Raw genomic sequence first — 18,416 nt, forward strand, 5'->3', positions numbered from 1 at the left:
ATTAAGATTAAATTTAGTATCATCACCTTTTCAGTTTTAAAGAACACGTAGTATACATAAAATAATTTTTCTTTATTTCATAAGAATAATATATCTAAGGACCACCTTATGCGTTATGCGCTTTTATTCCGAGGCATCAATGTTGGCGGAAAAAACAAGGTCGTCATGGCTGATTTGAAGAAAGATTTGGCTGGGTTGGGTTTTGAAAATCCAGTTTCCTACATCAACAGCGGCAATCTTTTCTTTGATAGCGAGGAGCAGGAGGAGAGGATTCGGGAGATTTTGACAGCTTATTTCAGTCGGTCTTATGATTTTCCTCAGCCTTTTGTCCTTGTCAGCTCTGCCATGCTTCAAAAAAATAGCCAATCTTCCTACTTGGTGCCATGATGAAACAGCTTTTCGGCGAGATGTTCTCTTTTATCTGCCAGAGACAGATAGGGAGAGTGTTCAAAAGATGGCAGGTAGTTGGGCAAATGACAAGGAGAAACTGCATTTCGGACAGACAGCTTTCTTTTATAGCAACGCTGACCAAGCAGACTATCTCAAGTCTAACTACCATAAGAAACTGCTCAAGTCCAGTTTCTACAAACAACTGACTATCCGAAACGGCAAGACTTTCCAGAAGATTATGGAGTTGGTGAATTAAAAGTAAAGGAAAGAATGAAAAATGAAAATGAGTAGGCAAATGAAGTACAAGACAAAAGAAAAGTCTTCTTGGACTAAGAGGATTTTTCTTTGGCTGGAAAGGCACAGAAGGATTGGTCAACTTTTGGATACGAGTGTATTATTTGGATCTATGTTTGTATCATTTCTTGCCGCCTCTTACATTAGTTATCCATTACCGAACATGAACTATCTTTCCCCCTTAAGCTTCAATCTTATCCTTCTGATCTTATCAACCTATTTCCTTGTCTTTCGTTTTAGTAGTGATAAACTTCAGAAATGGCGTTACTTTTCATGGGGATTTATTGGGTTTAATGGTCTTCTTTTTCCCTTTCATCTCTTGGTAGGTCTGAATTGGCTAGGACGTCGTAAGTCAACGAATTTCCCTCCCATAATTTCTATGGATCCAGCATATGTCTGGGTTCCTATTGTAAGTTATCTCTTTTTCTTTTTCTTGGGGCTGGGAATTCTGCTTTTGATTATACGGATAGAAAAGAGAAGAAGGAGGCGTAAATGGAACGAAAGACTAAGAGACAAAAGAAGATCAAACAACAGAACAGACAAATGAGAAAAATCCATAAAAAGTATTCTTTGGTAGCTCACGTCCAATTGTGGCTGGAAAGACATTCAAAGATTGCTTCTTTTATGGATGGTGGTATAATATTATTATCTATTTTTGGTATCATGTATGTGTTGTTCGGGACGTCACTTATCCCGAAACCGTATCAAGAAATGTCCTATGTCTTGCCAATTATTATGAATTTTGTCTTTTTGGTGCACACACTTTATCAAGGTATTTTTAGAGATGGTTTTAGCAATAAGGCTTCAGTACAAGGATTTTTAGAAACTTTTCTATTCATAAACGGACCTATTTTTCTCCTCCACTTAATTGTTGGGGTGAAAGGGAGAAATGTTAAAAAAATTCCTTCCCTATTATCGATCGATTATCGCTACATCTGGCTTCCAATTACTACCTATCTAATCTTTTTCATCATTCCAGCGATATTAATGTTCATTTTGAAATATAAGGACAAAAAGAGGAATAATCATGACAAAAGAAAATCTAACTAAGTTATTTTCATTTAAAACTCTCTATTTGGCTTTGCTAGTTTTTGTGATTCTTCATTTGGTGCTGTTAGTTTTTGGTCTATCCTTTACGCCAGTTTTGTGGAATAGTTGGTTTTTCCTTCTTTGTTTGACCTTCTTAATCCATCCATGGAGAATCTTTTATAAAACAAGAGATTTTCAATGGTATCACCTTATTTTTCAATTATTTAGTGGATTAGTGGCACTTTATCTTTGGTTTGCAGCATTCTTTGTTTTATCAGTTATCTCGGATCCAGCCGTCCCTATCAATATAGACTATCGCATAGAAGATAAGGAAATCATCATTGCTAGAGGTTTTTTGGCCCGTACTACTTATGACCATCATGAATTGATCAATCCCTTTATCATGAAGTCAGAAGTAAAATACAACGAAGATACATTTTAATAACTTAGAAAGCGAGCAAATCTATGTCCCGTACCCAAAAAACAATCCTAACAAACATCTGCCTTGTCGAAGATAAGGCGCGAGGTAAAGTCCTAATGCAATATCGCTCTCCTGAAAACAATCGCTGGTCTGGCTATGCCTTTCCAGGAGGACATGTTGAGAATGGCGAGGCCTTTGCCGAGTCTGTCATTCGTGAGATTTATGAAGAAACTGGTTTGACCATTCAGAATCCCCAACTGGTCGGCATTAAAAACTGGCCCTTAGATACAGGTGGGCGCTACATCGTTGTTTGTTATAAGGCGACAGAGTTTACTGGAAGTCTCCAATCCTCAGAAGAAGGAGAAGTATCTTGGGTACAAAAAGACCAGATTCCAAATTTGGATCTGGCCTATGATATGTTGCCTCTGATGGAAATGATGGAAGCACCTGACAAGTCTGAGTTCTTCTATCGCCACCGTACAGAGGACGGCTGGGAGAAAGAAATTTTCTAGTCTTTTACCAAATAACCCAACTGATCCAAGGCCTCCTCGATATAGTGGAGGTCTTGTTGTGTCTCGGCTTCAACAAGGTGGTAATGGATGCCGTCTGTCAATTCAGAAAGGGGTCTAAAGTCTGAATTCTCGACTTGTTCCAGAAAGTGCTGGACATCTCGGCGACAAGTGAGTTTGAGTAGGGTTTCAATTTCGCCATAAACGGGATGATCGATTAAGATATTTTGAACGCGTCCGCCATTATCTACAATAGCTAGTAGTTCCTGACCGATTTCTTCCAGTTCATGTTTCACTTTAAAGAGTTTGTGGACGTAGGGGCTGGCATCATTTTCTTTGTAGATATAGCCACGATTGGTGGATAGGATAGGAGCTCCATCTGCTCGGAGAATAGCGATGTCCTGTACAATGACCTGACGAGTAACATGGAAGTGCTCAGCCAAGGTTTGACCATTGAGAGCTTTTGGCGCCTCTTTTAACAGTTTGAGAAGAGCTTGTTTGCGATCCTTTGTCATAGTTTTTCCTTTTAGCGACGTTTTCGAAGCACTTTATAGACAGCTAGTGCTAATGTATAGTCTACCATACTATGGACGATTGTGCCAAAACCAACTAGGACAAAGAGAACATAAAACATATTTTCAACATTTGTCCCTGAAGTAGCATAAAAGATGATACAAGCTATTACTTCAGCGATAGCATGAACAATACCCAAAACAAAGTTGAAAATCCAAGATGTCTTTGGTTTATCCAAGGTTTCAGGGAATTTCTTTAAGTACAAAGCCCCCAAAGTACCAAAAACAATGTGAGAGAAGGCACGAAGTACAATAACAGGCGGATAACCTGCCATCAGAAAACCAAGACTAGAAGCAATAATCACAAAAGCAGCCATCAAAGGCGAAAGAAACATGGCGATAAAGATGGGGATATGACTTCCCAAGGTGTAAGAAGCCGGTGGGATAACGATTTTAAAAGGCATAATGATTGGAATCAAAATCGCTATTGCAGTGAGTAGGGCAGTCATAGTCATAAACTGCGTTTTTTTCCGTATATCCATAAGAACCTCCATTTATCTGTATATACACAAGTATAGTACAATAAATCACCAATCAAGTCAAGAAGCATTATTGATTTTTCAGGAATATTTGGTTAAAATGTGGTAAAGAATAATAGGAACTGAGGAGAAATTGTGATGATACTTTTTGTTTACCTAATCGTGGTAATCGTGATGATGTCAAAACAGAAAAGTGAAGGGAAAGTAGTCTCAGGTTGGACTCGTTTCCTAGTTTATAGTTTATTAGTCCTTTCGATACTCTCTCTATTAGCAAGTGGCCTGGCTGTTTCACTTTTTAGCCTTCCTTTATTAGGTTTTCTTTTGATGGCAGCAATACTGGAAATTGCTTATTTCGTCAGATTGGTGATTGCATTTGGTTTGGTTTTTCTATCACTAACTCTATATTTGGATAGCCAGAAAAACCAGTAACCTACACCTCTTTCGTATCAACTCCTGCGCTTTGGCTTTCACATTCTATTGATGTTTCTTATGTTTTAAATGCTAAACTCCACCTTCAGGATGAAAGTGGAGTTGATTTTTTATTTCTTCAAAGTTTCGAGACGGGGAACAATTGCTACTGTTAGAATGGCAGAGATGACAAGCTCGGCAATTGAGTTTGTAGAAATAACGGTTGCCAGGAGTTTTTGGATATTTCCATCAAAGACACTTCCAAAAAGGAAGAAGATTCCCCCAAGGACAAAGACGGTGTTGGTAAGGGAACCGAGAGCACCAGCAAAGATGAGACCTGTTCTGTTTTTTAATAATTTATAAACCAAGTAAGGTGTCAGACCAATCAAAATGCGAGGAACAATAGCGATAATCGCAGAATAGATGTTTCCGTTCGGCACGAATGGTGAGAAGAGGTAGCTTGTTGGAAGGATGGTAATCGTGTTTACCGTTAAGCTCAATAGTCCCATCAAAAAACCAAGTGTAACTCCAACGCGAGGACCATAGATGATACTAGCAATAATGACTGGAATATGAACGATAGTTGGTTTAATTGGAAATGGGAAAAGATTAAATAGGAGAGAGCTCAAAAAGTGGATAACGAGCATAACTGCAAAAAAGATAGCAATGGGTGCAATGTTAGAGCGTTTGTTCATCGAGGGTTTCCTTTATTCTTTCTAAAATAATATTCAGGTCAGCTAGGGCGCCTTTGCCGTGATCGCCACAGGCTAGTAGAGATTCCTTTGGAGAGATAATCTGATAACCATAGGTCTCTAATGTTTTTAGATTAGCCTGAGTTGCCGGATGGTCATACATTTTTGTATTCATGGCTGGTGCGACTAACTTTTTGACATGTTCTGGCAAGGCAAGTGCTGTGCTTGTCACCATGTTGTCCGCAAAACCGTGCGCAAGTTTTGCAATGGTATTAGCAGTAGCGGGAATGACGATAAAAAGGTCAGTCCTTTTGCCTAGTTCGATATGATTGACTTGATTAGGATAGGGTTCCTTCATGACATCAAGGTGGACAGGATTTTGAGAGAGGACCTGTAGTGTCAACGGTTGGATAAACTCTGTAGCAGCTTGAGTCATTAAGACAGTGACATGATGGCCTTGTTTCTTCAAGGAACTGACGAGGTCAGCTGCTTTATAGGAGGCAATGGAACCTGTCACTGCGATGAGGATATTTGCCATGGCTTTCCTTTCTATGAATCGTATGCTTGAATTTTTTCAAGAAGGAGATTTGCGATTTCTTCTTTGGTTTGAACGGTTTGGAGTTGCTCTTTTTCAACAAAGATTGCATGATGCTGATTTGCCGAGATTTGAGTCAGGTCATTTGCGATGATTAAGTCTGCTTGGTTCTTGATAAGACTCTGTCTAGCAATTTCTATGAGATATTCTTCAGAGACATCAACAAGTAGTTTAAAGCCAATCAGATGAATAGCTGGATTCCATTCCTTGACTAGAGAGACGATTTTGGGTGTTTTTTTCAGGAATAAAACCTGAAATTCATCAGTTGAAGAAATCTTAGTCTGATGATTCTGCTTGCTTAAAAATTCTTCCAGATTAGAACTCGTCTTAACTTCATCTAGTCCAGTCATATAAACAGGAGTGTAGTCAGAAACTGCCATCGAATGAATCAAGACTTGATAATCTTGAACATACTCTTTCATTTCTAAAAGAAGATCATTCGTATTTTTGATTTCTAGAATGGTTAGATGGGGATGAGGTTCTGGCTTAAGAGCACTAGGAGTAGTAATTAGACAAACCTCATGACCAGCAACAAGTAGGGCTTCGGTGATAACTTTCCCCAAGCGACCAGTCGAGTGATTCGTGATAGAGCGGACGCTATCGATTGCTTCACTTGTGCCGCCTGACGTAACTAAAATTTTCATAGGACTATTGTACACAAAAATAAACAGTAAGTAAAATGAAAGCGATAAATTTTTAGAAAAACGAAGCTACACTATAGTTTATAACTATAAAGCCATATAAAATTTTCAAAAGAGCCCTAAAAATCTTTAAAACAATGATATTTACGAACGTTTAGAGAGTTTATGGGTGTTAAAAATCTTTTTTTGTGTTATAATGAGTTATCATATTAGAGGTTAGAGGAGTTTTGAATGAAAACAGATATTGAAATCGCACAGAGCATTGAGTTAAAGCCAATCGTTGATGTTGTTGAGAAACTTGGTATTTCTTACGACGATTTGGAATTGTACGGGAAGTACAAGGCTAAGCTCAGCTTTGATAAAATTCGTGCAGTTGAGAGCAATCCAGTTGGGAAATTGATCTTGGTTACTGCCATCAATCCAACACCAGCAGGTGAAGGGAAATCAACTATTACCATTGGTCTGGCAGACGCCTTGAACAAGATTGGTAAGAAAACCATGATTGCTATTCGCGAACCGTCTCTTGGCCCAGTCATGGGGATTAAGGGTGGTGCAGCCGGTGGTGGTTATGCCCAAGTGTTGCCAATGGAGGACATCAACCTTCACTTTACCGGGGATATGCATGCCATTACAACTGCTAACAATGCTCTTTCTGCTATGATTGACAACCACTTGCACCAAGGGAATGAGTTGGGTATTGACCAACGTCGTATCCTCTGGAAACGTGTTGTGGACTTGAATGACCGTGCTCTTCGTCATGTGACTGTTGGCCTTGGTGGTCCTCTAAATGGTATTCCACGTGAGGATGGTTTCGATATTACCGTCGCTTCTGAAATTATGGCCATTCTTTGCTTGGCAACGGACATTGAGGACTTGAAACGCCGTTTGGCGAATATCGTTATCGGTTATCGCTATGATCGTACACCTGTTTCTGTAGGTGATTTACAGGTTGAGGGTGCTTTAGCATTGATTTTGAAAGATGCTATTAAGCCAAACTTGGTTCAGACAATTTACGGTACACCTGCCTTTGTACATGGTGGTCCATTTGCCAATATCGCTCATGGATGCAACTCAGTTTTGGCAACAAGCACAGCCCTTCGCTTGGCTGATTATACTGTTACTGAAGCTGGTTTTGGTGCAGACCTTGGTGCTGAGAAATTCCTTGACATTAAGACACCAAACTTGCCAACTTCTCCAGATGCAGTAGTCATCGTCGCAACCCTTCGTGCCCTTAAGATGAATGGTGGTGTAGCTAAGGACGCTTTGACAGAGGAAAATGTAGAAGCAGTTCGTTCAGGTTTTGCTAACTTGAAACGCCACGTTGAGAACATCCGTAAGTTTGGTATTCCAGCAGTTGTTGCGATTAATGAATTTGTTTCTGATACAGAGGCTGAAATCGCAGCCTTGAAGGAACTTTGTGCTTCTATCAATGTGCCAGTTGAGTTGGCTAGTGTCTGGGCTGATGGCGCAGAAGGAGGCGTAGCACTTGCCGAAACACTTGTCAATACAATCTCAGAAAATCCAGCTAACTACACACGTCTTTATGACAATGACCTTTCTGTCCAAGAAAAGATTGAAAAGATTGTTACTGAAATCTACCGTGGTAGCAAAGTGAACTTTGAGAAGAAAGCTCAAACGCAAATTGCCCAAATCGTTCAAAACGGTTGGGACAAATTGCCAATCTGTATGGCGAAAACTCAGTACAGTTTCTCTGATAATCCAAATGCACTTGGAGCACCAGAAAACTTTGAAATTACCATTCGTGAATTGGTACCAAAATTAGGTGCAGGCTTCATCGTTGCCCTAACTGGTGATGTCATGACCATGCCAGGACTTCCAAAACGACCTGCAGCTCTCAATATGGATGTTGAAAGTGACGGAACCGTTTTAGGCTTGTTCTAAGATTTAGATGATATTAAAAGAGTTTGGAAATGCTATCCAAGCTCTTTTTCCTGTCAAAGAATAACCTCTTCTTCATTTGAAAAATACATTTTTTGTAAGCACTGATGAAAATTTTACTTGTCAAAGTGTTCTCTATAAAGTTTCTATTTTACCTGATTTCTGATATAATAGAAACATTGACTTCAAGAGTAAGGAAGAGAAGATGAACGCATTATTGAATGGAATGAATGACCGTCAGGCAGAGGCGGTACAAACGACAGAAGACCCCTTGTTAATCATGGCGGGGGCTGGTTCTGGGAAGACCCGAGTTTTGACCCACCGTATTGCTTATTTGATTGATGAAAAGATGGTCAATCCTTGGAATATCTTGGCCATTACCTTTACCAATAAGGCGGCGCGTGAGATGAAGGAGCGTGCTTACGGACTTAATCCAGCAACCCAGGACTGCCTGATTGCGACATTTCACTCCATGTGTGTTCGTATTCTACGTCGCGATGCGGATCATATTGGCTACAATCGGAACTTCACCATTGTAGATCCAGGTGAGCAACGAACTCTCATGAAACGCATTCTCAAGCAGTTGAACTTGGATCCTAAAAAATGGAATGAACGGACTATTTTGGGAACCATTTCCAATGCTAAGAATGACCTGATTGATGATGTCGCATATGCTGCTCAAGCTGGCGATATGTACACGCAAATCGTAGCTCAATGCTATACAGCCTATCAGAAGGAGCTTCGTCAGTCTGAGTCCGTTGACTTTGATGATTTGATTATGCTGACCTTGCGTCTCTTTGATCAAAATCCTGATGTCTTGACCTACTACCAGCAGAAGTTCCAGTACATTCACGTTGATGAGTACCAAGATACCAACCATGCCCAGTACCAACTGGTCAAACTCTTGGCTTCACGCTTTAAAAATATCTGCGTGGTCGGTGATGCGGACCAGTCTATCTACGGTTGGCGTGGGGCTGATATGCAGAATATCTTGGATTTCGAGAAAGATTATCCTCAAGCCAAGGTAGTTTTGCTAGAAGAAAATTACCGTTCAACCAAAACCATTCTCCAAGCTGCCAATGACGTCATCAAAAACAATAAAAATCGTCGTCCTAAGAATCTCTGGACTCAGAATGCTGATGGGGAGCAGATTATTTACTATCGCGCAAATGACGAACAGGATGAGGCTGTTTTTGTAGCCAAAACCATCGACGAACTTGGTCGTAGTCAAAACTTCCTTCATAAGGATTTTGCAGTTCTTTATCGGACTAATGCTCAATCCCGTACTATTGAGGAAGCCCTGCTCAAGTCCAATATTCCTTATACTATGGTTGGCGGAACCAAGTTCTACAGTCGTAAGGAAATCCGTGATATTATCGCCTATCTTAATCTCATTGCCAATCTGAGTGACAATATCAGTTTTGAGCGCATTATTAACGAACCAAAACGCGGAATTGGCCCAGGAACCGTTGAGAAAATTCGCGACTTTGCGAATATGCAAGACATGTCTATGCTGGATGCTTCAGCCAATATTATGTTGTCAGGTATCAAAGGAAAGGCAGCCCAGTCTATCTGGGATTTTGCCAATATGATTCTGGATTTGCGGGAGCAATTGGATCAATTAACCATAACCGAGCTGGTGGAGGCTGTTCTAGAAAAAACTGGTTATATCGATATTCTCAATGCTCAGGCAACCTTGGAAAGCAAGGCAAGGGTTGAAAATATCGAGGAATTCCTTTCTGTTACCAAGAACTTTGATGACAATCCTGATAGTCAAGAAGAGGAAACAGGTTTAGATAAACTCAGTCGTTTCTTGAATGACTTGGCTTTGATTGCAGACACAGATTCAGGCAGTCAGGAGACATCAGAAGTGACCTTGATGACCCTCCATGCAGCTAAGGGACTTGAGTTCCCAGTTGTCTTTATCATTGGGATGGAGGAGAATGTCTTTCCGCTTAGTCGCGCAGCTGAAGATCCAGATGAGCTAGAAGAGGAACGCCGTTTGGCCTATGTCGGTATCACACGAGCAGAAAAGATCCTCTATCTGACCAATGCCAACTCACGCTTGCTTTTCGGTCGTACAAATTATAACCGTCCAACTCGTTTTATCAATGAAATTAGTTCGGACTTGCTCGAGTATCAAGGTTTGGCCCGTCCAGCAAATACTAGCTTTAAAGCCTCTTATAGCAGTGGTGGAGTGGCCTTTGGTCAAGGTATGAGCCTAGCTCAGGCCCTGCAAGAACGGAAGCGCAATGCTGCACCAAGCTCTATCGAGTCAAGTGGTCTTCCGTTTGGACAGTTTACATCCGGAAATAAAAAAGATTCAGGCGATACCAACTGGTCTATTGGGGATATTGCCCTTCACAAGAAATGGGGAGAGGGTACTGTTCTGGAAGTCTCTGGTAGCGGTGATACTCAGGAACTAAAAATCAATTTCCCAGAAGTAGGGCTGAAAAAACTCCTTGCCAGTGTTGCCCCAATTGAGAAAAAAATCTAATTTTCTATCCTTCTCACGAATAATAAAGTGAGGAGGATTTTTATGTACAGTATTTCATTCCAAGAAGATTCACTCTTGCCTAGAGAAAGACTAGTTAAAGAAGGAGTAGAGGCTCTAAGCAATCAAGAATTGCTAGCAATTCTGCTCAGAACAGGAACACGTCAGGCCAATGTCTTTGAAATTGCCCAAAAAGTCTTGAATAGTCTTAACAGTCTAACTGATTTGAAAAAAATGACCCTGCAGGAATTGCAGAGTCTGTCTGGTATAGGGCGAATAAAAGCCATTGAACTACAAGCAGTGATTGAACTGGGGCATCGTATTCACAAACATGAAACCCTTGAGATGGAAAGTATTCTCAGCAGTCAAAAGCTAGCCAAGAAAATGCAACAGGAACTTGGCGACAAAAAACAAGAGCACCTAGTGGCGCTCTATCTCAATACTCAAAATCAAATCATTCATCAGCAAACTATTTTTATCGGATCTGCGACACGCAGCATTGCTGAACCGAGGGAAATTCTTCACTATGCCCTCAAGCATATGGCTACCTCAGTGATTCTCGTTCACAATCATCCATCTGGTGCAGTATCTCCTAGTCGAAACGACAACCATGTCACTAAACTAGTCAAGGAAGCCTGCGAACTGATGGGAATTGTTTTCTTGGACCATCTGATTGTCTCGCACTCGGATTACTTTAGTTACCGTGAAAAGACGGATTTGATTTAGAGTTCATTAACAACATAGTCAAATAGCGTTTTATCTTTGGGGCGGTTTTCAAAGAGAAATTCAGGATGCCATTGAACACCAAGATAAGGAAAGCCGTCCGTAGTTGTCACAGCCTCGATAATTCCATCTTTAGGATCATGTGCTACAACCTTAAGATTTGAAGCTAGATCTTTAATACTCTGGTGATGGAAGGAGTTGATGTGAGAGATTTCTCCATAGATTTCTCGTAGAATGGTATCAGGTTCCGTTACGAGGCGTTGGGTCGTGTATTCGGCTGAACAGTCCTGCCAATGATCCTCGATATCTTGGTGTAGCGTGCCTCCCATAGCGACATTGAAAAGTTGAGTACCCCTACAAACAGAGAAAATTGGTTTCTTTTGCTTAATCGCTTCTTTGATAAGTGCTAGTTCAAAAATATCTCTTTGAAGATGGTAGTCATCACTATCAATAGCTTTTGGTTCACCATAGTATTTTGGATCAACATTTTGCCCCCCCGTTAGGATGAGCTTATCAATGATACTGATGTAATAGGCAGCCATTTCTTGATCACCAATCGGTAGGATGATTGGAATTCCGCCAGCGTCCTTGACTCCTTCAACAAAGCCTTTTGCTGCATAGCTCATCATGATGTCATCATCTGGATGAGCTTTTTCATTTCCTGTAATCCCAATAACTGGTTTTTTCATAAATGCTTTCGCTTTCTAATCCTCTTTACGCATAAAATAGAGGAGGGTTTGGAGTTCACTTGTCAAATCGACATACTGAACAACCACATCTTTTGGGAGGTGAAGGTGAACAGGGGAAAAGCTGAGAATACCTTTTATACCAGCATCGACCAAAAGATTGGCAACTTCTTGTGATTTAACACTTGGAACTGTTAGGATAGCAGTTTTGACATCTGCTTCTTTGATTTTTTCTTTAATCTGTGAGATACCATAGATTGGAATTCCATCAGGTGTTTGGCTTCCAACTTCTGGATGGTCATCTAGGTCAAAGGCCATGATAATTTTCATCTTGTTACGCTCGTGGAAGCGGTAGTGGAGAAGGGCATGGCCCATATTTCCAATCCCAACCAACATAACATTTGTAATTGAGTTATCATTTAGGAGATCAGCAAAAAAATTCATCAATTTTTTGACATCGTAACCAAAACCACGACGACCTAGTTCACCAAAATAGGAAAAATCCCGACGAACGGTCGCAGAATCGATTCCGATAGCCTCTGCAATTTGCTTGGAGTTGGCACGTTCGATTTTTTCTGCATGAAATCTCTTGAAAATTCGATAGTAAAGTGAGAGTCTTTTTGCTGTTGCTTTTGGAATAGCAGACTGTTTATCTTTCACAAAATCACAACCTTTCTATTCTTCTATTTTATAGAAACATTGTGAAAAAATCAACAAAAACAAGAAAAAACTAAGAAATTTCTTAGTTTTTATCTGAAAAATGAGCTTGTGATAGAAAACGGTAGAGATCGCCAACCAATCCTTGATAAATCACCTTATCATTCAGCGTTAAGGAGCTGATTAGGAGAGTATCAGGTAGGGTCACACAGCCTGATAGAGATAACATGAGCTCTTCGTAATCCTTATATTCAAGTGTACGTTCTACGTGATAGTTATCTTGATAGGTAAGTCGATACATAGTCAATTATCTTTCTTCTTTAGTGAAGATACCGCGTTCTACTAAACTGTCCATGAGGAAGTAGAATTTTTCCTGATGAATGTGGTGGTTTTCTGATTTAAAGATATTCACCAAACGAAGACCTGACTTGTCAGTAATGTTGAGTTTAGCACCTGTAAGGTCTTTGTTGATGATGATTTTTAGGTTGAAACCTTCACCACTGTTGGGTACTTTCTCAAGCAGACGAGTCAGTTCAAAGTTTCCAACTTTTGTTTCAAAGAAAGTATTATCTTTCAGTGTGAACTTTTTGACAGTTGGGCTAAGTGTGTAGTCGTAGCGGCAGTTTTGTAGTTTAATGGTTTTTTCGAATGCCATTAGATTAATCTCCAATAATATTTTTTAAGGTTTGTGCGAGTTGTTTCAGTTCTTCTTCGGTATTAAGAGGAGAGAGACTGATACGGACAGATTCTGTTAAACGATGCGAATCAGACCCATAAAATGCTTCAAGAACATGACTGGTTTGCACAATACCAGCAGTACAAGCTGAACCGGTAGAAATTGAAATTCCTTCCAGGTCTAACCGAAGCAAGAGCAAATCATTTTTTTGACCAGGAAAGCCAATGTTGACAACATAAGGAAGTTGGTGGTTGCTTTCATTGAGATAGTAGTCGAGACCTGCAATTTCTTCTAAAAAAGTAGCTTTGAGTGCGCTTAGTTTTTGGTAATGCTCAACTTGGTCATTTAAATCCTCTTTGAGAGCAGCGACCATGCCTACAATGGCAGCGAGATTTTCTGTTCCAGCCCGTTTCTTTTGTTCTTGGTCTCCACCGTGAAGGTAGGAATCAAAGTCTCCAGTCGATGCGTAAAGAAATCCGACTCCTTTTGGTCCATGGAATTTGTGGGCAGAAGCGCTGAGGAAATCAATTCCCAATTCCTCGGGATGGATAGGAATTTTTCCGATAGCTTGAACAGCATCTATATGATAAGCAGCAGGATGGTCTTTTAAAATATGTCCAATCTCAGCGATAGGTAAGAGACTTCCAGTTTCATTGTTAGCGTACATGGTGGAAACGAGAATGGTATCGTCACGTAAGGCTTCTTGAATTTGCTGAGCAGTTATCTCTTGATTTACTGGTTGGATGATGGTCACTTCAAAGCCAAAATGTTGCACCAGGTAATCGACAGTCTCAAGTATAGAATGGTGTTCGATAGCTGTTGTGATGATATGTTTTCCACGATTTTGATGACGTAGGCAATAGCCGATAATGGCTGTATTGTTACTTTCTGTACCGCCAGATGTGAAAAAGATATGTTGAGGTTTGGTTCCTAGTAAGTGGGCTAAGTCCTGACGAGCCTCTCGTAAGAGTTTACCAGCCTGCCGACCATGACCATGAATACTAGAAGGATTACCATGAGTTTCTTGCATGACCTTGGTCATTTCTGCAATAGCTACTGCAGACATAGGAGTCGTTGCAGCATTGTCCAAATAAATCAAAGAATCACCTTATTTCTTTTTGTTGTAAGCAAAGAGTGGGCTGACTGGTTTTCTTTCATGGATGCGGACGATAGCATCTCCGATTAATTCGCTAGCAGTAATGTAACATACATTTTCTGGAGTTCTTTCTTTGGTCGCTACGGAGTCTGTCACAAGGATTTCCTTGATGTTTGTAGCATCAAGAAGATCTGCTGCCCCTTCAACAAATAAACCGTGACTAGATACTGCATAAATCTCAGTTGCGCCTTCACGTTCAACGATTTTGGCTGCTTCAGAGAAAGTACGACCAGTATTTAGGATATCGTCAATCAAGATAGCCTTCTTGCCTTCAACATCCCCAATGATATAGCCTTCGTTACGATCAGAATCGTCTTGGGCGTAGTCAATGATAGCGATAGGAGCATCAAGGTATTCAGCCAAACTACGTGCACGTTTAACACCAGAGTTCTTTGGACTGACAACAACAACATCAGAGCCAAGAAGTCCTTTATCACAGTAGTGCTTAGCAAATAGAGGAACAGTATAAAGATTATCTACAGGAATATCAAAGAAACCTTGGACCTGAACAGCGTGGAGGTCCAGCGTTAGAACACGGCTTACACCAGCTTTGACAAGCATATTGGCAACTAGTTTTGCAGTGAGGGGTTCGCGAGAAGAAGCGATACGATCCTGACGCGCATAACCAAAGTAAGGGAGGACAACGTTGATACTATGAGCACTTGCACGTACACAAGCGTCAACCATGATCAACAACTCCATCAAGTGGTTGCTAACAGGGTAGCTGGTTGACTGGATGATGTAGACGTCGTAACCACGGACACTTTCTTCAATGTTGACCTGGATTTCGCCGTCAGAAAATTGTCGAGAGGATAATTTCCCGAGAGGTACACCAACTGTATCCGCAATCTTTTGAGCGATTTCATGGTTAGAGTTTAGGGTGAAAAGTTTCATGTTGTTTCTATCTGACATTATAGACCGTCCTCTGTAAACTTTGTGAATCTTCTTTGAGAAAGTTTTGTTTTTCAAAGCCAGATTCTTTTATTTTTATCTTTTCTATTTTACCAAAAAAAGGAGATTATTTCAGCTTTTTTTCATGCTTTTAATAAAACGAATTAATTTTGAAGGAGCTTTCTGATAGGTTATCTGATTTTCATCTAAAAATCTCTTAAAATCAGCTTTCCCTTTTTCATGGTCGGTGACTTCAAGCTCGAGTTCATAGTCCGTCTGGTCAAAGTAGTGACTTTCATCTAAGGCCATTAAGCCAATCTCAGTTTTCATTTCATAACGTAGAGTGGAAAGGCAGCCTAGAACAAGCCAGTCATGGCTTTCGATGCCAATCTTAGCGAGTTTCTCTAGAACGAGCCCTGGAGGTAGTTTTTGTTTTTCTAGGTACGATTCAGCTTCTGGAAGAGTTAGTTTCTGGTTGTATTCCATATTCCCTACAGTTTGAGGTACTTTTAAGGTCAATTCCGCCCAATCTGAAAAGGTGCGAATGCGCATGGCAACCTTCTTTTCACGCAATTGGAAATCTGGTGTGTCAATGTAGTAGTTTTTCTGAAAGACGGGTTGGATATGGGAAAACTGTTTTTTTAGATGATCATATTCCTCTTTTTTCAGAAGTGTTTTCAATTCTATTTCTAAATGTTTCATTTTTTCAACCTTTTCTATATCTTTGAAAGCGATTTATGGTATAATGGACAATGTATTTATTGTATACGAATGTACTGAAAAAATCAAAGATTTTCGACAGAGCAATCAAACATTACAAGGGAGAAAGTATGACCATAGAATGGGAAGAATTTTTAGATCCTTACATTCAGGCTGTTGGTGAATTGAAGATTAAACTTCGGGGAATTCGCAAACAGTATCGTAAGCAAAACAAGCATTCTCCGATTGAGTTTGTAACGGGTCGGGTAAAACCGATTGAAAGTATCAAAGAAAAAATGGCTCGTCGAGGAATTACATATGCAAGTCTGGAACATGATCTGCAAGACATTGCTGGTTTACGTGTCATGGTTCAGTTCGTTGATGACGTTAAAGAAGTAGTTGAGATTCTACGTAAACGCCAAGATATGAGAGTCGTTCAGGAACGAGATTATATCACTCATCGTAAGGCTTCGGGTTATCGTTCTTATCACGTGGTTGTCGAATATACTGTAGATACGATAAATGGGGCTAAGACCATCCTCGCCGAGATTCAAATACGGACTTTGGCTATGAACTTTTGGGCGACCATTGAACACTCGCTCAATTATAAATATCAGGGCGATTTTCCAGAAGAAATCAGGACAAGATTGGAAATTACAGCGAAAATAGCTCATCAACTGGATGAAGAAATGGGTAAGATTCGAGATGACATCCAGGAAGCGCAGGCTCTCTTTGATCCATTGAGCAGAAAATTAAATGACGGTGTAGGAAATAGTGACGATACAGATGAAGAATACAGGTAAACGAGTTGACCTCATAGCAAATAGAAAACCACAAAGCCAGAAGGTTTTGCATGAGCTGAGGGAAAAACTAAAGAAACAACATTTTATACTGAACGATACCAATCCTGACATCGTCATTTCGATTGGTGGTGACGGGATGCTTTTGTCCGCTTTCCACAAGTATGAGAATCAGTTAGACAAGGTTCGATTTGTAGGTGTTCATACAGGGCATTTGGGATTTTACACAGATTATCGTGATTTTGAGTTGGATCAGTTGGTGACCAATCTCCTACTCGATACTGGTGCCAAGGTTTCTTATCCTGTTTTGAATGTCAAGGTAACGCTTGAAAATGGAGAAGTGAAAATCTTCCGAGCCTTAAATGAAGCGAGTATCCGTCGATCAGACCGCACCATGGTGGCAGATATCATCATTAACCATGTTCCGTTCGAGAGATTTCGTGGAGATGGAGTGACTGTTTCAACTCCGACGGGTAGTACTGCCTACAACAAGTCCCTGGGTGGAGCTGTCTTGCATCCTACCATTGAAGCCTTGCAGTTGACGGAAATAGCGAGTCTTAACAACCGAGTCTATCGCACTTTGGGATCATCGATCATTATTCCCAAAAAGGATAAGATTGAACTCTTGCCGACACGCAATGATTATCACACGATATCAGTCGATAACAGCGTCTATTCATTCCGTAATATCGAACGGATTGAGTATCAAATCGACCATCACAAGATTCACTTCGTAGCGACACCAAGTCATACTAGTTTCTGGAATCGTGTCAAAGATGCCTTCATCGGCGAGGTGGATGAATGAGGTTCGAATTTACCGCAGATGAGCACGTCAAAGTTAAAACTTTCCTCAAGAAACATGAGGTTTCTAAGGGACTTTTGGCTAAGATTAAGTTTCGAGGCGGGGCTATTCTGGTCAATGACCAACCACAAAATGCGACTTATCTCTTAGATATTGGAGACAGGGTAACTATTGACATTCCAGCGGAGGAAGGGTTTGAGAGTCTTGAAGCAATTGAGCGTCCACTGGATGTTCTCTATGAGGATGACCATTTTCTGGTTTTGAATAAACCTTATGGAGTAGCTTCCATCCCCAGTGTCAATCATTCCAATACCATTGCTAATTTTATCAAGGGCTACTATGTTAAGCAAGAATATGAAAACCAGCAAGTTCACATCGTGACTAGGCTTGATAGAGATACATCTGGTTTGATGCTCTTTGCCAAGCACGGTTATGCTCATGCACGATTAGACAAGCAACTGCAACGAAAGTCTATCGAAAAAAGGTATTTTGCACTTGTTAAAGGAGATGGTGACTTGGAGCCAGAGGGGGAGATTATTGCCCCGATTGCGCGTGATGAAGATTCTATTATCACGAGACGGGTTGCCAAAGGTGGGAAATACGCTCATACGTCTTACAAAGTTGTAGCGTCCTATGGAAATATTCACCTAGTTGATATTCGCCTGCATACTGGGCGAACCCACCAAATCCGAGTGCATTTTTCTCATATTGGTTTTCCTTTGTTGGGAGACGATCTCTATGGAGGCGGCCTAGACGATGGGATTCAACGCCAGGCCTTGCATTGTCATTATTTATCTTTTTATCATCCCTTTCTAGAGCAAGATTTGCAACTAGAAAGCCCCTTACCGGATGATTTCAGCAATCTTATTACTCAGTTATCAACTAATACTCTTTAAAATCTAT

General features: G+C 40.5%; 22 protein-coding genes and 1 pseudogene. 11 read left to right on the top strand and 12 right to left on the bottom strand.

Annotated features, from left to right (window positions below; genetic code table 11):
• Nucleotides 1–108: 108 nt before the first annotated feature.
• The 4 genes and pseudogenes from M1G01_RS02270 to M1G01_RS02285 all read left to right on the top strand — a co-directional run bounded on the left by M1G01_RS02270 (nt 109) and on the right by M1G01_RS02285 (nt 2,646).
• Nucleotides 109–646, top strand: a pseudogene (locus tag M1G01_RS02270) (DUF1697 domain-containing protein).
• Nucleotides 647–1,176: 530 nt separating this feature from the next.
• Nucleotides 1,177–1,734, top strand: coding sequence for a hypothetical protein (locus M1G01_RS02275; RefSeq protein WP_247931071.1), 558 nt, complete (start codon nt 1,177–1,179; stop codon nt 1,732–1,734).
• Nucleotides 1,712–2,155, top strand: coding sequence for a hypothetical protein (locus M1G01_RS02280; protein WP_247931072.1), 444 nt, complete (start codon nt 1,712–1,714; stop codon nt 2,153–2,155). The genes M1G01_RS02275 and M1G01_RS02280 overlap by 23 nt, the downstream gene beginning before the upstream one ends.
• A 23-nt stretch (nt 2,156–2,178) precedes the next feature.
• Complete coding sequence (locus M1G01_RS02285) at nt 2,179–2,646, top strand: 8-oxo-dGTP diphosphatase (RefSeq protein WP_247931073.1); 468 nt, start codon at nt 2,179–2,181, stop codon at nt 2,644–2,646.
• On the opposite strand, the gene M1G01_RS02290 is transcribed toward M1G01_RS02285, so the two are convergent.
• Together M1G01_RS02290 and M1G01_RS02295 are read right to left on the bottom strand one after the other, a co-directional pair.
• On the bottom strand, nt 2,643–3,158 hold the full coding sequence (locus M1G01_RS02290) for a transcription repressor NadR (RefSeq protein WP_000159158.1): 516 nt from the start codon (nt 3,156–3,158) through the stop codon (nt 2,643–2,645). The two genes, M1G01_RS02285 and M1G01_RS02290, sit on opposite strands and share 4 nt — an antisense overlap.
• An 11-nt stretch (nt 3,159–3,169) precedes the next feature.
• On the bottom strand, nt 3,170–3,697 hold the full coding sequence (locus M1G01_RS02295) for an ECF transporter S component (protein ID WP_247931074.1): 528 nt from the start codon (nt 3,695–3,697) through the stop codon (nt 3,170–3,172).
• Between the two features lie 135 nt (nt 3,698–3,832).
• On the opposite strand from M1G01_RS02295, the gene M1G01_RS02300 reads away from it, so the two are divergent.
• The gene (locus M1G01_RS02300) at nt 3,833–4,123 is read left to right on the top strand and encodes a hypothetical protein (protein WP_247931075.1); all 291 of its coding nucleotides are present in this window, start codon (nt 3,833–3,835) and stop codon (nt 4,121–4,123) included.
• A 110-nt stretch (nt 4,124–4,233) separates the two neighbouring features.
• On the opposite strand, the gene M1G01_RS02305 is transcribed toward M1G01_RS02300, so the two are convergent.
• From M1G01_RS02305 to coaB, 3 genes are read right to left on the bottom strand one after another with little or no spacing between them, the layout of a single operon-like run.
• Nucleotides 4,234–4,797: an ECF transporter S component gene (locus M1G01_RS02305; RefSeq protein WP_247931076.1), complete on the bottom strand. Its 564-nt coding sequence runs from the start codon at nt 4,795–4,797 to the stop codon at nt 4,234–4,236.
• Complete coding sequence (gene coaC / locus M1G01_RS02310) at nt 4,781–5,332, bottom strand: phosphopantothenoylcysteine decarboxylase (RefSeq protein WP_247931077.1); 552 nt, start codon at nt 5,330–5,332, stop codon at nt 4,781–4,783. The genes M1G01_RS02305 and coaC overlap by 17 nt, the downstream gene beginning before the upstream one ends.
• Before the next feature lie 11 nt (nt 5,333–5,343).
• A complete protein-coding gene (gene coaB, locus M1G01_RS02315) occupies nt 5,344–6,033 on the bottom strand; it encodes a phosphopantothenate--cysteine ligase (RefSeq protein ID WP_247931078.1) in 690 nt (229 codons plus the stop codon).
• A gap of 228 nt (nt 6,034–6,261) precedes the next feature.
• Here coaB and M1G01_RS02320 point away from each other — a divergent pair, with 228 nt between their 5' ends.
• The 3 genes from M1G01_RS02320 to radC all read left to right on the top strand — a co-directional run bounded on the left by M1G01_RS02320 (nt 6,262) and on the right by radC (nt 11,149).
• Entirely contained in the window at nt 6,262–7,932 is a 1,671-nt protein-coding gene (locus M1G01_RS02320; protein ID WP_247931079.1) for a formate--tetrahydrofolate ligase, read from the top strand.
• Nucleotides 7,933–8,134: 202 nt separating this feature from the next.
• Nucleotides 8,135–10,426 (top strand): DNA helicase PcrA, encoded by a 2,292-nt coding sequence (pcrA, locus tag M1G01_RS02325; RefSeq protein ID WP_247931080.1) that lies wholly within the window; start codon nt 8,135–8,137, stop codon nt 10,424–10,426.
• A gap of 42 nt (nt 10,427–10,468) precedes the next feature.
• The gene (radC, locus tag M1G01_RS02330; protein ID WP_042902221.1) at nt 10,469–11,149 is read left to right on the top strand and encodes a RadC family protein; all 681 of its coding nucleotides are present in this window, start codon (nt 10,469–10,471) and stop codon (nt 11,147–11,149) included.
• Here the strand turns inward: radC and M1G01_RS02335 are convergent.
• From M1G01_RS02335 to M1G01_RS02365, 7 genes are all read right to left on the bottom strand, one after another.
• Nucleotides 11,146–11,835, bottom strand: coding sequence for a gamma-glutamyl-gamma-aminobutyrate hydrolase family protein (locus M1G01_RS02335; protein ID WP_000743311.1), 690 nt, complete (start codon nt 11,833–11,835; stop codon nt 11,146–11,148). The two genes, radC and M1G01_RS02335, sit on opposite strands and share 4 nt — an antisense overlap.
• 15 nt (nt 11,836–11,850) lie before the next feature.
• Nucleotides 11,851–12,492, bottom strand: coding sequence for a redox-sensing transcriptional repressor Rex (locus M1G01_RS02340; RefSeq protein WP_000653409.1), 642 nt, complete (start codon nt 12,490–12,492; stop codon nt 11,851–11,853).
• Nucleotides 12,493–12,574: 82 nt separating this feature from the next.
• Nucleotides 12,575–12,790, bottom strand: coding sequence for a DUF4649 family protein (locus M1G01_RS02345; RefSeq protein ID WP_000286093.1), 216 nt, complete (start codon nt 12,788–12,790; stop codon nt 12,575–12,577).
• Between the two features lie 6 nt (nt 12,791–12,796).
• Nucleotides 12,797–13,144, bottom strand: coding sequence for a DUF1831 domain-containing protein (locus M1G01_RS02350; RefSeq protein ID WP_049520349.1), 348 nt, complete (start codon nt 13,142–13,144; stop codon nt 12,797–12,799).
• A 4-nt stretch (nt 13,145–13,148) separates the two neighbouring features.
• On the bottom strand, nt 13,149–14,264 hold the full coding sequence (locus M1G01_RS02355; protein ID WP_049520348.1) for a cysteine desulfurase family protein: 1,116 nt from the start codon (nt 14,262–14,264) through the stop codon (nt 13,149–13,151).
• Nucleotides 14,265–14,273: 9 nt separating this feature from the next.
• Nucleotides 14,274–15,233, bottom strand: a complete 960-nt coding sequence (locus M1G01_RS02360) for a ribose-phosphate diphosphokinase (protein ID WP_001283843.1) — start codon at nt 15,231–15,233, stop codon at nt 14,274–14,276.
• 111 nt (nt 15,234–15,344) lie between these two features.
• On the bottom strand, nt 15,345–15,914 hold the full coding sequence (locus M1G01_RS02365; RefSeq protein ID WP_247931081.1) for a CYTH domain-containing protein: 570 nt from the start codon (nt 15,912–15,914) through the stop codon (nt 15,345–15,347).
• 128 nt (nt 15,915–16,042) lie between these two features.
• Between M1G01_RS02365 and yjbM the strand changes: the two genes are divergently transcribed.
• The 3 genes from yjbM to M1G01_RS02380 are packed head-to-tail and all read left to right on the top strand — an operon-like array spanning nt 16,043 to nt 18,409.
• The gene (gene yjbM, locus M1G01_RS02370) at nt 16,043–16,714 is read left to right on the top strand and encodes a GTP diphosphokinase (RefSeq protein ID WP_000151556.1); all 672 of its coding nucleotides are present in this window, start codon (nt 16,043–16,045) and stop codon (nt 16,712–16,714) included.
• Nucleotides 16,698–17,516: an NAD kinase gene (locus M1G01_RS02375; protein WP_000799063.1), complete on the top strand. Its 819-nt coding sequence runs from the start codon at nt 16,698–16,700 to the stop codon at nt 17,514–17,516. Before yjbM ends, M1G01_RS02375 begins: the two co-directional genes overlap by 17 nt.
• Nucleotides 17,513–18,409, top strand: a complete 897-nt coding sequence (locus M1G01_RS02380) for an RluA family pseudouridine synthase (protein WP_049479334.1) — start codon at nt 17,513–17,515, stop codon at nt 18,407–18,409. Before M1G01_RS02375 ends, M1G01_RS02380 begins: the two co-directional genes overlap by 4 nt.
• Nucleotides 18,410–18,416 lie beyond the last annotated feature (7 nt).

Source organism: Streptococcus oralis, from assembly GCF_023110055.1.
Classification (GTDB): Bacteria; Bacillota; Bacilli; order Lactobacillales; family Streptococcaceae; genus Streptococcus; species Streptococcus oralis_BY.

Bases quoted from the DNA above. Each gene is read 5' to 3' on its own strand.
- coaB (WP_247931078.1), bottom strand. From the start codon at position 6,033: ATGAAAATTTTAGTTACGTCAGGCGGCACAAGTGAAGCAATCGATAGC.
- M1G01_RS02295 (WP_247931074.1), bottom strand. From the start codon at position 3,697: ATGGATATACGGAAAAAAACGCAGTTTATGACTATGACTGCCCTACTC.
- M1G01_RS02280 (WP_247931072.1), top strand. From the start codon at position 1,712: ATGACAAAAGAAAATCTAACTAAGTTATTTTCATTTAAAACTCTCTAT.
- M1G01_RS02290 (WP_000159158.1), bottom strand. From the start codon at position 3,158: ATGACAAAGGATCGCAAACAAGCTCTTCTCAAACTGTTAAAAGAGGCG.
- M1G01_RS02365 (WP_247931081.1), bottom strand. From the start codon at position 15,914: ATGAAACATTTAGAAATAGAATTGAAAACACTTCTGAAAAAAGAGGAA.
- M1G01_RS02305 (WP_247931076.1), bottom strand. From the start codon at position 4,797: ATGAACAAACGCTCTAACATTGCACCCATTGCTATCTTTTTTGCAGTT.
- radC (WP_042902221.1), top strand. From the start codon at position 10,469: ATGTACAGTATTTCATTCCAAGAAGATTCACTCTTGCCTAGAGAAAGA.
- M1G01_RS02275 (WP_247931071.1), top strand. From the start codon at position 1,177: ATGGAACGAAAGACTAAGAGACAAAAGAAGATCAAACAACAGAACAGA.
- M1G01_RS02320 (WP_247931079.1), top strand. From the start codon at position 6,262: ATGAAAACAGATATTGAAATCGCACAGAGCATTGAGTTAAAGCCAATC.
- coaC (WP_247931077.1), bottom strand. From the start codon at position 5,332: ATGGCAAATATCCTCATCGCAGTGACAGGTTCCATTGCCTCCTATAAA.
- yjbM (WP_000151556.1), top strand. From the start codon at position 16,043: ATGACCATAGAATGGGAAGAATTTTTAGATCCTTACATTCAGGCTGTT.
- M1G01_RS02300 (WP_247931075.1), top strand. From the start codon at position 3,833: ATGATACTTTTTGTTTACCTAATCGTGGTAATCGTGATGATGTCAAAA.
- M1G01_RS02360 (WP_001283843.1), bottom strand. From the start codon at position 15,233: ATGTCAGATAGAAACAACATGAAACTTTTCACCCTAAACTCTAACCAT.
- M1G01_RS02375 (WP_000799063.1), top strand. From the start codon at position 16,698: ATGAAGAATACAGGTAAACGAGTTGACCTCATAGCAAATAGAAAACCA.
- pcrA (WP_247931080.1), top strand. From the start codon at position 8,135: ATGAACGCATTATTGAATGGAATGAATGACCGTCAGGCAGAGGCGGTA.
- M1G01_RS02285 (WP_247931073.1), top strand. From the start codon at position 2,179: ATGTCCCGTACCCAAAAAACAATCCTAACAAACATCTGCCTTGTCGAA.
- M1G01_RS02335 (WP_000743311.1), bottom strand. From the start codon at position 11,835: ATGAAAAAACCAGTTATTGGGATTACAGGAAATGAAAAAGCTCATCCA.
- M1G01_RS02350 (WP_049520349.1), bottom strand. From the start codon at position 13,144: ATGGCATTCGAAAAAACCATTAAACTACAAAACTGCCGCTACGACTAC.
- M1G01_RS02345 (WP_000286093.1), bottom strand. From the start codon at position 12,790: ATGTATCGACTTACCTATCAAGATAACTATCACGTAGAACGTACACTT.
- M1G01_RS02380 (WP_049479334.1), top strand. From the start codon at position 17,513: ATGAGGTTCGAATTTACCGCAGATGAGCACGTCAAAGTTAAAACTTTC.